A 12,211-nucleotide genomic window follows, 5' to 3' on the forward strand; every position below is an offset into this window, starting at 1 on the left:
CCTCTTTTCGAATAAACAGTGTTCAAAAGCTTGCATCTACGGTAATAGAATAGGGCAGCTTCTTCACAACCTCTTGCTTTTTACAAAATATTTTCTGGTTTTAATTCGTGATTTCACTAAAGGAATTTCATACTTTATTCATATTCATTTTCTATACTTTTTATAGAGGTGAAAAGTATGAAAATAATCCGCTATGCTACTGCTCGATTAATTTATTACAAAAAGCAGACAATACTCTATTGTTTATTTTCAAGCTTTTCTGCTTTTTTATTGATAGCATGCCTGACTCTTTACCATTTGCAATCGGCTTTAGCCAATCAAGTCCAAGATCGGCTTTCATTTATTGGCGCTTCTGCATCTACAGAGCTTCTTCCGGCTTTAGAATTAGCTAGCCGATTTTATATAAAAGGCATATTCAGTTTATTTTTTCTATTTGCCTTCCTTTTTATCTTTTTCTTTTACTATTCAGTCAGGCAAAACAAGCAGGAATTGATCAATTGGCGCCTGACTGGTCTTTCTAAAACCAAATTATTCCTTTTTATTTTCTGGCAGCTGTTCTTTCCTCTCTTTCTTTGTTGTATCTTGGTTTTATTGTGGATCGTCAGCTTCCAGTCAGTTTATGAAGCGCTTCTTCAAAGGATCAATTTTCTTGTCTTAAAGACTACTGAACTGCCAGATATCCGTGATATCTTGACTTCGGTAAGCGGACTTACAATTCCGATGGATCAACAGACTTTTTTTACCATCGATTTCCAAAATGATCTTTTTTTCACAGATATACTTAAGGGATTTGCCCAAACTCTTATTGGGCTCAGTGGATGCTGTCTCATTCTTAGTCTATTCCCTTTCACTTTTTTTATCCATCATTTGCAAAGTAGGAGGCCTGGACGTAATGAAACCTGAATATTTGATTCATGCTGAACACTTGACCGTTATTTTGTGTCCTCTCGAAAAACAGCATAAAATATTGGAGCACTTGAAAAAAGAGGTTCTTGTTGCAAAACTGGATAATTTTGCGATCATCCAAAAAAATTGGCCGATGTTTCCTTATCTGAATCTTAAAGACCATGTCCTGTTGGATGTACCGGAAAAAGAAATCAAACAAGATCGTTTGGCCTATCAAGAAAAACTTGATATCTCTCCTTCCTTGCTTAATTGTGCGGCAGCTGAGTTGACGTCTTTTGAAAAAGTAAAGCTGCAATTACTTCATGCCTTGCTTTCCAAGCGAAACAATATTGTTATTGAAGATACATTTGATGAACTTAGTGTATTGGAGATCCAAGAGCTACTCCACTTGCTTTCTTATTTAGCTCATGAAGAAAATCAAGGTATCTTACTCTTTACTCATGATGCTACTATTGCTCAAAGTCCTTATATTGATCGTTTAGAGCCCGCGGGCTAAATCAATCATTTTATAGTAAAAACAAGCGGTATAGAAGATCGATTCATGATCTTTTATACCGCTTGTTTTTTACTCTTTTTTGATTTCTACGTCAGGCAAACGAACAGCGAATTTTGTTCCTTTTCCTAGTTCGCTTTCTACTTCTAATTTTCCTTTATGCAAGCGTACAAGTTGCTGCACGATTGGTAAACCTAATCCTGATTCACCATATTTTGTATTTTTTCTTGAAGGATCTACTTTATAATAACGATCCCAGATACTTTTCATTTGTTGTTCAGACATTCCAATTCCCGTATCTTCAATCGTGATGATCGTTTCAAGATAGCCTTTTTCTAAAGTAATCGTGATTTGGCCGTTTTCAGTAAACTGTATCGCGTTTTGAATAATATTGACCATGATTTGGACAAATCGGTCATAATCAGCGTAAACATCAATATCATCAACGGCTTTCAATGTCAATGTATCTCCTGCTGCTTCTGCTTTAGCTTCTAACTGTGCAACAATATTTTTCAATGTTTCTGTTCCATTGAATTTTTTAATGACCATACTGATTTGATTCGTACGGATTTTTTCATAATCCAAGTTTTCATTCACCAAACGGATCAGACGCTCTGTTTCATTTTTCATCAATTTAATCGCGTTTTCTCGCTGATTTTCAGGGATTGCATTGTATTCTAACCCTTCCAGAAGTCCGTTGATTGTCGTAAGAGGTGTTCTCATCTCGTGAGAAGCATCTGCCATAAATTGTCTTCGACGATTTTCTTGTTCTTCAATTTCTGCTTGAGATTCTCTCAATGAATTCGTCATTTTATTGAAATCATCTGCTAACTCATCAAATTCATCTTTGTCATGTACGGGGAGCTGTACATCAAAATTACCATTCGTCACTTCTTTCGTCGCATTCCTTAACCGATTGATACGCTTAACTTGGAATGCTGCAAAAGCATAGCTGGCAATAACTGCAACGATACTGGAAAAAATAAATCCTTTGAACAGGTTCAGTGTAATTGGACGAACGCTGTTATCGATATTTCGCGCAGGTTGACTAACTACAAGTGCTCCATAGAATTCATGATTCAAATTAAATGGCACAAGTGCGTAAGAGGTCGCCTGTGCTTGTCCTAAAATATTTTTATTCGATGTGAATTTTTCTTGACGTCCATTCCTCAGATTTTTCCATTGATCAGCTGTTAAGGTAAAATTCAGTAAAGCTGTATTAGTCGGATAAATGACACGTTCGTTTTTATCGATAAATATAAAGTTCACATTTTGTTCTGTCAGTACTTGCTCTGTCAGCAGCAATGCATTTTGAAACGCCTGATCTTGACTAAACTGCGGGAGCGTATCGGCATAGGTTTGCGTTGTCTTTTCAACTGATTCAGCATATCCAAACAGTTGCTGGTAATTGTTTTCTTCAATCGTTTGTTTTGTCAGTTGTGTAAAAGAAACTCCAACGATCAATAAGATCAACGCGACCATTCCGCAAAAAGCTAAGAGTTGCTGATACAAATAACGCATTAGGCAACACCAGAATCATCGAATTTGTAGCCGACTCCCCAAACAGTTTGGATGACTTGTGGTCCGACCTTTTCGATTTTTTGTCGTAATTTCTTGATATGGGCGTCCACTGTCCGTTCATCACCAAAGTACTGATAATCCCAGACTAATTCAAGCAACTGCTCCCGAGAGAATACTTGACGTGGTTTTTTTGCTAAAGTAAACAATAGATCGAACTCTTTAGGCGTCAGTCCTTCAATTGGCCGGTTGTCCAGATACGCTTCTCGTGTTTTCGTATTCATCTTGAAATGACTAGTCTCGATATCAAAATGATCATCTGAAACTGCTGCTTCTTCTCTTGCTTCTGCCAACTCACTACGGCGATGCAAAGCTTTCATTCGAGCAATAAGCGTCAGAGGACTGAAAGGTTTTGTGACATAATCATCTGCCCCCATCTCTAAGCCGATCACCTGATCGCTTTCAGAATCTCTAGCTGTCAGCATGATAATCGGCACAGTACTTGAAACTTTGCGGATCTCTCTTCCTACTAGCATACCGTCCAGTGTGGGCAAATTCAGGTCTAGTGTAATCATATCCCAATGTTGTGGGTTTTCTAAAAAGGCATCGAGCCCTTCTTTTCCATCATACTTGAAAGTTGCTTCCCAACCTTCATTTAAGAAAAACATCTGCATCATTTCAGAAACAGATTGATTATCTTCAATCATTAAAATATTCATTATCGTTCCCTCCAGTTTCCAGGTCATATTTCTGTAATGTCTTTTCTGTCATAATAAAAATAGGCATAATTGGAAATACTAGCAGAAGCATTTCAATCAGAAAATAATTCGTATGCCCAGATGTCTTTAAATAATAGCCGATCAATGCCATCAGTAAGCCCATAAGAAAAAACCAGTTTCCGCTTGTCTTTTGAGCCAGCCGCCAATGAGCGTCTGTTTTTGCGGCAAGAGGCGAATGATACCCATAAAAAGGCAGATTTCCTTTTGAGGGCAGAATCCGAAAAAGACTGCCAATTATTAAGAATAAGATACCAATACTGAAAAAAATCATTCTTTCCCTCCTAAATTCTCTTCTTATAGTATACTCTAAATTGTTGACTGAACCAATATGTTCAGGAATTCTTCACGAAAGGTTTGTCTTTTGTTCATTCTTTGTTAAGATAAACTTATTCCAATAAAAAAGGAGTTTTATTTGTGTCAAATTATCGTGCAATCACTTTCTTTGATCTTGATGGAACATTACTAGATGCGAAATCAAAAATCACACCCGAAGTGGCAAAAGCTATGAACGCATTAAAAGAAAACAATGTTCTCCCCGTCATCGCTACAGGACGTACAGAAGCAGAAATCCACTCTATCATGGAAGATGCGGGCATTACTTCTGCGGTCACCATGAATGGTTCTTTCATTCGAGTAGACGGCGAAGAAATCTATTCTCAAACATTTTCTTCAGAAGAATGTCAAAAAATGTATGATCATGTACAGTTGAACGGTCATGAACTTTCTTACTATAACGATCAGAAAATCTGGTGTACCGGTCATAGCCAAACAATGATCAATGCTTACGACTTCATTCATTCAGATGTTCCGGAAATTGATCCTTTAGGCTTTAAAGAAAACACAGTAAATATGTTGCTGATCTTATCTCAATCAGGTGACGAATACTATCACGAACATTTTCCTGAGCTAACTTTTTATCGGAATGGTCCTTACTCGATCGATACAGTGAAGAAAGGAATCTCAAAAGGGGCAGGTGTCAAACGTCTGCAAAAAGAACTTCAGCTGGAAAAAGTTCCTACTTTTGGATTTGGCGATGGTCCGAATGATTTTGCCTTGTTGGAAGCTTGCGACAACAAAATCGCTATGGACAACGCCTATGACGGATTAAAAGAACTTTCTACCTTTATCACAAAGAAAAATACAGAAGGCGGAATTGTCCACGCATTGAAGTATTTTGATCTGATTTAAGATCTTTTTTTGAAGCTACCTCTTTTCTTAAGAAAATCGCTTATTTTTTCTTAAGAAAGGGGCAGTTATTATATAAATAATGGGATATGATTCGCTTTTTTATTGAATTTATCCCAATATATGCTATACTAATTTTGTATGAAAAATACACGTAACCCTTGTTAGCTAACGGGGACGTTACGGATTCGACAGGCACAGTCGAGCTTGAATTGCGTTTCGTAGGTTACGTCTACGTAAAAACGTTACAGTTAAATATAACTGCTAAAAACGAAAACAACTCTTACGCTTTAGCTGCCTAAAAACAGTTAGCGTAGATCCTCTCGGCATCGCCCATGTGCTCGAGTAAGGGTCCTAACTTTAGTGGGATACGTTTCAACTTTCCGTCTGTAAGTTGAAAAAGAGAACATCAGACTAGCGATACAGAATGCCTGTCACTCGGCAAGCTGTAAAGTGAATCCTTAAATGAGTTGACTATGAACGTAGATTTTTAAGTGGCGATGTGTTTGGACGCGGGTTCGACTCCCGCCGTCTCCATATATGTATGGTTGAGACAGATAAACATGTATGAAAAACGTTGTTAAATCAACGTTTTTTTATTTTGGTCAAGGAGAGAAAAGTAGAGAAATACAAAATTTTTTGCATTGATTTTGCATTCAAAAAAACATTCAAACATTTAGAAATCCCCAATACGTATTCAGGAAAATCTATTTTAAGGTTTACAAAAAGAACTTTTGTTCGTACACTCTTTTTGAGGTGAACTTTTATGCTGATGGAAGGAAAAACACAATTATGGTTTAAGCATGTTCCTTCAAATAAGTTTTTTTAATTATAAACTCTAGAGAAATTAATTCATCCTAACATAAAATAATTGTTCACTCAAAAGTTTTTCTAGAACAATTAAAACAGCAGGCTTCACATTCGCTATACATTTGTAAGAAGTAATAATTCCTGTACTAAAAGGCATAATTGCTTTAATTATTTTTTGACTTCTCTTCAAACACAAGAAGTAGTTGTGTAATAATTGCAGAAATAAGGATTCCAATAATAGATATAAAATTTGACATGGAAACGTCTATAACATTAAAAGAATAAAGTGTTGAAGAAAGTAAACTAATTGAAATAACCCCTCCGTAAAAAATAGTCTGTGAATATACCCACTTTTTTTCAGAAGACGTACTTCGTTTGGTTCTAAAACCTATCCCTGCATTTCTACTCTTATCAAAAAACCAAATATTTAGAAGTAATAATATTGCTATTATTAAGATAAAATTACTGTAAAAATCCAAAAGCTATCCTCCTAGCAACTATTTAAATACCCAAAAAAATGACCTCTAGATAATATCATACCTACGTTTTCACTTATAAATTTTTTCATAAAAAAAGCGTTTAGAGGCATAATCGTTAATACAGATGGTAACCAATGTATCTGGTTTGAACTGGGATATCACCCTCTCCATATATGTATTACTAAGACTAATAGATACTATAAAAGACTTGATAGTTTTGCATTGATTTTGCCTAATACTGAGCATAGGTGTATGCTAAACGATACTATAAGGAGTGTGTACATAATGAAAAGAATTCTGTTTATCAGTTTATCAAATTTATTGTTACTTACTGCTTGTGGGACTTCTGCATCAAAGAACATACCTTCAGATACGCAAATTTCGAATAGTATCGATTCAACAATTTCTACAAATGAGAAAAATTCTCCGGTAGAAACTTCCGATATAAAAGTTTCTACCTCTGCAAAAAACAGGGTAAAGAAACTGTCAGCACGTCTCCTTTATTTCAAACAAACTCTGAATTAGCTTCTTCATCTTCTTCAGCAAATAATGATGATAGTTTCGCGTTTACTCCTAACTAAATGCAACCTTTACAAATGCTTTACGATAACAAGCCTGAGCTAAATGATCCTGATATCAGTTTTGCATTTTTTGAAATGATTGGATCGGATGATCTTTTTAAAACTACTAGTTTGTCTATCCGAAAATAGGACAGTTCTGGCAGTATAGGTTTTTATCGAGTTTCTCCACCAGGCCTCGTTACAGAGACAGATTCTCTAGGCAAACCTTTTGAATAAATCAAAAATCATGAACAATCACTGCCAACTAAATAAAGTGCCTTCAAAAGCTTGGTCTTCTCGCTTTTGAAGGCACTTTATTTAAATCTTTATGAAACTAAAGTATGTTCATATTTGTTGCTATAGTTATATAGATATTCTGTTGTTTCCAACTCATAAACGTGAGTATATTTTGCCACTACTTTTCCGCATTTTTCTAATATTTCATTGCGATCGACGTCATGATATTCGTCTACGCAGATCACAACACAATTTTCTAATTTACTGATTACTTCTCCAACCACTTTTTGTTTCAAGCCAATAGGTTGGCAAATATATTTTTTTCCTAAAATGATAGTTTCGTTATTCATATTTCATCCATCCTTAATGTTTTTTCATTATTTAAAATGATAATAACATTAAAATATGATTATGAAAATCAATAACGCTTGTGATTTTATAAAAAAATAAAAAAACCGAAAAACAGAAATGCCCACTGTCTTTCCGGCTCTTTTTATTCTTGATTTCTCTTCTTTTTTGTTTCAATAGACGATTTTAGTTATTAATAAATGAAAAAGCATTTATATTAAAATTTGATAATAAAAGATCTACATATTTTTCTAGAAATGCTTGATCGATTTCATCATACCCTTTCGTTACTCCGCAATCGATATCTAAAACACCGATTAAATTACCTTCTTTTACCATTGGCACTACGATTTCTGATTGTGCGGCTGAATCGCAGGAAATGTAATTTGCATGGGTTTTGACATCATCAACGATCAATGTTTCTTGTTTTTCAGCTGATTCTCCACAAACTCCTTTTCCCATCTTGATACGTGTGCAAGAAACTCGCCCTTGGAACGGTCCTAAAATCAATTCATTACCATCGAATAAATAATATCCTGCAAAGACAGTCTCAGGCAAAGTCTCATTCAACAATGCAGATGAATTTGCTAAATTTGCTAACCAGTTATCTTCTGCTTCTAATAATCCTTGTTGCTGTAATAATAAAATTTCGTATGCATCTTTTTTCTGTTTTTCTGTCCACATGATAAAAACCGCTCCTTTTTGATCTATGGAGAAGATTATAGCTCAGTTTTTTTGTAAACGCTAGGTTTTCTCCTCAAAAAAACGAGATACGTCAGGTTAATCACCTTGAACGCATCTCGCTGTCTTTTTCTATTCTGCTTGTTGGATTTCTGCTGCTAAATCAGCATAATCAATCGTTTCGTGAACAAAAGTCGGATCATCAACTGGAAAATGCTGTACAAGGGACGAGATGCGGCTAATCTCAACTTTTCCTTCAGCCACTTCAAAATCCATTACATGTCCGCCAAATGTATGTGTATCATCGATAAAATGCAGGTGAAATCCCGCTGCAGCAACTCCTTGGAATAATTCAGGCGTAAAGAACCCGACTAATGTTCCTTGGACATTGCTTTGTTGGAATTCTGGTTGAGACTCTGAAATTTTTGCTAGTCTTCTGTAAGGTTTTTCTTGCTTCGGCATGATACGGATGTGCATATTTTTGAATAATCCAGTTATCTTCACTGCCAAAAATAGGTTTTCCCCGGCTTCTCTTACTAATATGTCTTTTTTCAATTGTTCTCCATCTGCAGTTTTTGAGACAGAAAAACTAGTATCTGGCGTAAAATCTGTAATTGCTGCATAGGGGGTAAGTTCACTTCCATCTAATTGGGCAACTGAGCCATCTGATCTTCCTTGATAAGCTACGCCATCTAAAAAGATGACTTCACCATCAAGCCCATGCAATGTTCCCAATCCCAGAGTTCCTTTTTCTAATATATGAGCAATCGTTTCTGTTCCATCCATCAAGCCGGCCATCAAAGCTCCTAATGTCCCGTGCTGGTATAAGATTTTTTCAGTCATGTCGACACTTCCTTAATAGAATTGATCTGGTAAGATTGTTTCTCCCAATTTCTCATTATCACGGTAATCAATCGGAATATCAATAATTACGGGTCCTTCTGTCGCAAATCCTTCTTCTAAAGCTTTTTCTAATTCCTCTACACTTGTAGCTCGGATTCCTTTAGCGCCAAAAGCTTCTGCATATTTCACAAAATCAACTGGACCAAAGTCTACACCTGACGCCCGCTGATATTTCATTTTTTCTTGGAACTCTACCATATTGTAGTGTCCATCATTCCAAATCAAATGAACGATATTCAATTTTTTACGTACCGCCGTTTCTAAATCCTGGGCAGAGAATAAAAATCCCCCATCGCCGGAAACTGATACGATTTGTGTATTTGGACGCACCAATGCAGCAGAAATCGCCCATGGCAATGCAACACCAAGCGTTTGCATACCATTACTGAATAACAAATGACGAGGTTCATAACTTCTAAAGTGGCGTGCCATCCAAATATAATGACTACCTACATCTACGGTAACAGTCATATCATCTGTTACTTTTGACTGAAGCGTGTTAATAACTTCTAAAGGATGCAAGATACCTGCTTCTCCTTTTGATTGAACAATGTCCCGCTCCGTTAATTTTGCTTGAAGAGATGCTAAATATTCTTTTGCATCTTCTGACACTTGTTGAGGCTCTAATGAACCTGTCAATAAATCAAGAGTGGCTGAGATATCACCGATCAATTCTCTTTCAGGCTGCATAAAAGGATCGATTTCAGCTGGCGCTTCATCGATCACAATGATCCGCGCATCTTTTTCCGCATTCCAGTTTCTTGCTTCATATTCGATTGGATCATAGCCAATTGCAATAACTAGATCACTTCGTTTCAAAAGCATATCTCCTGGTTGGTTTCTAAATAAACCCACACGACCAAAGAAATGCGCTTCTAATTCACGTGAGATCACTCCAGCTGCTTGGAATGTCTCTACAACAGGCAATGCTGTCTTTTCAACTAATTGCCTGATGGCTAACGTTTCTTTTTCACTTGATCCTCGCATACCTACTAATAGTACCGGTAGTTTTGCTTCTCTAATGCGTTCAGCTAGGTAACGGATATCATCTGCAGAAGCAGAACCTAATTTAGGATCGCTCAATGGCTTGATGACATTACCTTGGACAGGTGCATCCACTACATCTTGCGGGATACTGATAAAGCTCGCGCCTTTTTTTGAACTCTTAGCCATACGATAAGCATTGGCAATCACTTCTGAAATTGTTTCTGGATCTTGGATTTCTGCACTGTATTTTGTGATTGGCTGGAACAGTGCTGCATTATCCATGCTTTGATGGGTCAACTTCAATAGATCGCTTCGTTTTACTTGTCCGGCAATTGCTAAAACTGGGTCACCTTCTGCTGTCGCTGTTACCAAACCTGTAGCTAAGTTACTAGCACCAGGACCACTTGTTGCGATAACTACTCCTGGCTCTCCTGTAATACGTCCGATTGCTTGTGCCATAAATGCAGCATTTTGTTCGTGACGAGTCACGATTAATTCAGGACCTTGATCCTCTAATTCATTAAATACACCATCGATTTTTGCACCTGGTATACCGAATACATAATCAACATGATGATTAATCAAACTTTCTACTACAGATTTCGAACCTTGTTTCATTTTTTTAGCCATTGAACATCGTCCTTTTTATGCTTTATTTTTAATTATTAGTTAGAAATAATCACAAATAAGTGATACAGTTTCTAAACCTGTTTCATTCAAAAGTATAGCATGTTTTATTTCATTTGTTTAGCCATATGTTTCAAAAAATGAAAAAGAATGACAGTTTTTACATAAAAAACTGTCATTCTTAATTGAAAGTTTCAATTTATAAAGTCTACAGATCCATAGTTCTCATCAATTTACGATTGTTGAAGTAAATCAAACCAAATACGATAGAAGGACCTAGTAGAATACACCATTGGGGCTTTACGAAAAAGAAGAGAAACAAACTTGTCAATAGTAAAAAATCTAGTAAACTCACATACCATTTTTTCAACGTATAGTAGAACGCTATCCGTAGAACTTGATTTGGTTTCGACGCTGGATTTCTCACCTGAAAATACCAGCAGTTGATGCTAAAGGAAACTGATAAACAAGCAAGTAAAACAAACAACGGAATCAACCATTTTCCATAAGAAAAACGTATAAAAAAGAAACAATCAAAAATCATTATCACACTAACTATCCAAGCAAATAGCCAATAAAAAAATCCCTTTAGCCAAAATTGGCGAAACGTCTTTATGAACAAACGTACTGGTGAAAAACTTTTTTCTTTTGCTAATTCTTCTGTCATACCTATCATCACGATGCAACCTGGACCAATAAAAAGTAAAGAAAAAATAAAGGAAAAGACATTCCTTCCATCTATCGACAAAAGGAACGCAGCTGCTATATACAAGATATTGACACACCAAAAACAAAGGCTACTTGCCAATGATTGATACAACCAATAAAAGAATTCCATATAAACATTTTTGTCAAAACGCTGCTCTTTCATAATCACCTCCTATTCCTTCATTCCTGATGAAGCGATCCCTTCTACAAAATATTTTTGCATCGCTAAAAATATAAAAGCAACAGGAAGAACAGAAACAACTGAGGCAGCCATGATTAATGCGTACTCTGCATCAAATAGCCCAATAAACATTTTCAACCCTAACTGGATTGTTTTATTTTCCGTAGAAGACAAATAAATGAATGGCCCCATATAATCGTTCCATGTATTAACGAATGTGATGATCGTCAAACTGGCAATCGCCGGTTTTGTAAGAGGTAAAATGATCTTGCGATAGATTTCCCACTCTGATAAGCCATCGATCCGCGCACTCTCACATAAAGAATCTGGGATACTACTGTAATATTGCTTCAACAAGAACACACCAAAAGCATTGAACGCTTGTAATAGCACCAACGACCACAACGTATCTGTTAAACCCACTTTTCTCATCATAATGAACTGCGGGATCATATAAGACTGCCAAGGGACAGCAATCGTGCCGATATATGCTAAAAATAAAATATCGCGCCCTTTAAAATTTAGTTCAGAAAACCCGTAAACAGCAAAACTAGAAGTAAACAACTGAATCAACGTGATCACAACGCTTAAAAAAGCTGTATTCTTAAAAAATGTCACTAAAGGAATACGAGACCAAATAACCAGATAATTCTCTAAATGCCAAGTTTTAGGGATCCATTGAATCGGAATCGTTAACACTTCATTATTTGCTTTGAATGAAGCAGAAACCATCCATAAAAAAGGAATGATCGTCAATAAAGCTAATACAATCAGCAGAATCATACCCAACCATTGAATAAAGGGCATGT

General features: G+C 36.2%; 14 protein-coding genes and 1 other RNA gene. 5 read left to right on the forward strand and 10 right to left on the reverse strand.

Features of this window, described 5'->3' with window-relative positions; translation table 11 throughout:
• Positions 1–177: 177 nt before the first annotated feature.
• Both OS138_RS05045 and OS138_RS05050 read left to right on the forward strand, forming a co-directional pair.
• On the forward strand, positions 178–903 hold the full coding sequence (locus tag OS138_RS05045; RefSeq protein WP_002297641.1) for a hypothetical protein: 726 nt from the start codon (positions 178–180) through the stop codon (positions 901–903).
• Positions 893–1,402, forward strand: coding sequence for a hypothetical protein (locus OS138_RS05050; RefSeq protein ID WP_002288586.1), 510 nt, complete (start codon positions 893–895; stop codon positions 1,400–1,402). Before OS138_RS05045 ends, OS138_RS05050 begins: the two co-directional genes overlap by 11 nt.
• Before the next feature lie 69 nt (positions 1,403–1,471).
• Here OS138_RS05050 and OS138_RS05055 read toward each other — a convergent pair whose 3' ends face one another.
• From OS138_RS05055 to OS138_RS05065, 3 genes are read right to left on the reverse strand one after another with little or no spacing between them, the layout of a single operon-like run.
• Positions 1,472–2,920 carry a sensor histidine kinase gene (locus tag OS138_RS05055; RefSeq protein WP_002293941.1) on the reverse strand — a complete coding sequence of 483 codons (1,449 nt, stop codon included), beginning with the start codon at positions 2,918–2,920 and terminating at the stop codon, positions 1,472–1,474.
• Positions 2,920–3,636 carry a response regulator transcription factor gene (locus OS138_RS05060; protein ID WP_002293942.1) on the reverse strand — a complete coding sequence of 239 codons (717 nt, stop codon included), beginning with the start codon at positions 3,634–3,636 and terminating at the stop codon, positions 2,920–2,922. The genes OS138_RS05055 and OS138_RS05060 overlap by 1 nt, the downstream gene beginning before the upstream one ends.
• Positions 3,617–3,967, reverse strand: coding sequence for an SdpI family protein (locus tag OS138_RS05065; protein WP_002293943.1), 351 nt, complete (start codon positions 3,965–3,967; stop codon positions 3,617–3,619). Before OS138_RS05065 ends, OS138_RS05060 begins: the two co-directional genes overlap by 20 nt.
• A gap of 143 nt (positions 3,968–4,110) precedes the next feature.
• On the opposite strand from OS138_RS05065, the gene OS138_RS05070 reads away from it, so the two are divergent.
• Entirely contained in the window at positions 4,111–4,884 is a 774-nt protein-coding gene (locus tag OS138_RS05070) for a Cof-type HAD-IIB family hydrolase (RefSeq protein ID WP_002293945.1), read from the forward strand.
• A gap of 170 nt (positions 4,885–5,054) precedes the next feature.
• Positions 5,055–5,421: a transfer-messenger RNA gene (gene ssrA / locus OS138_RS05075) on the forward strand.
• Positions 5,422–5,855: 434 nt separating this feature from the next.
• Here ssrA and OS138_RS05080 read toward each other — a convergent pair.
• Complete coding sequence (locus OS138_RS05080; RefSeq protein ID WP_002323892.1) at positions 5,856–6,170, reverse strand: hypothetical protein; 315 nt, start codon at positions 6,168–6,170, stop codon at positions 5,856–5,858.
• Positions 6,171–6,455: 285 nt separating this feature from the next.
• On the opposite strand from OS138_RS05080, the gene OS138_RS05085 reads away from it, so the two are divergent.
• Complete coding sequence (locus OS138_RS05085) at positions 6,456–6,695, forward strand: hypothetical protein (protein ID WP_002321266.1); 240 nt, start codon at positions 6,456–6,458, stop codon at positions 6,693–6,695.
• Between the two features lie 361 nt (positions 6,696–7,056).
• Here OS138_RS05085 and OS138_RS05090 read toward each other — a convergent pair whose 3' ends face one another.
• The 6 genes from OS138_RS05090 to OS138_RS05115 form a co-directional block, all read right to left on the reverse strand.
• Entirely contained in the window at positions 7,057–7,317 is a 261-nt protein-coding gene (locus OS138_RS05090) for a hypothetical protein (protein ID WP_002289617.1), read from the reverse strand.
• A 184-nt stretch (positions 7,318–7,501) separates the two neighbouring features.
• Positions 7,502–7,999, reverse strand: coding sequence for a GAF domain-containing protein (locus OS138_RS05095; protein WP_002293950.1), 498 nt, complete (start codon positions 7,997–7,999; stop codon positions 7,502–7,504).
• Positions 8,000–8,128: 129 nt separating this feature from the next.
• The gene (gene budA / locus OS138_RS05100; RefSeq protein ID WP_002289619.1) at positions 8,129–8,839 is read right to left on the reverse strand and encodes an acetolactate decarboxylase; all 711 of its coding nucleotides are present in this window, start codon (positions 8,837–8,839) and stop codon (positions 8,129–8,131) included.
• Positions 8,840–8,851: 12 nt separating this feature from the next.
• On the reverse strand, positions 8,852–10,516 hold the full coding sequence (alsS, locus tag OS138_RS05105; RefSeq protein ID WP_002293952.1) for an acetolactate synthase AlsS: 1,665 nt from the start codon (positions 10,514–10,516) through the stop codon (positions 8,852–8,854).
• A 205-nt stretch (positions 10,517–10,721) separates the two neighbouring features.
• Positions 10,722–11,384, reverse strand: coding sequence for a DUF624 domain-containing protein (locus OS138_RS05110; RefSeq protein WP_002297646.1), 663 nt, complete (start codon positions 11,382–11,384; stop codon positions 10,722–10,724).
• A 9-nt stretch (positions 11,385–11,393) separates the two neighbouring features.
• A complete protein-coding gene (locus OS138_RS05115; protein ID WP_025477565.1) occupies positions 11,394–12,209 on the reverse strand; it encodes a carbohydrate ABC transporter permease in 816 nt (271 codons plus the stop codon).
• Positions 12,210–12,211: the final 2 nt, after the last annotated feature.

Origin of the sequence: Enterococcus sp. E5-37 (assembly GCF_035726925.1) — a bacterium.
In the GTDB taxonomy this organism is placed as follows: domain Bacteria; phylum Bacillota; class Bacilli; order Lactobacillales; family Enterococcaceae; genus Enterococcus_B; species Enterococcus_B faecium.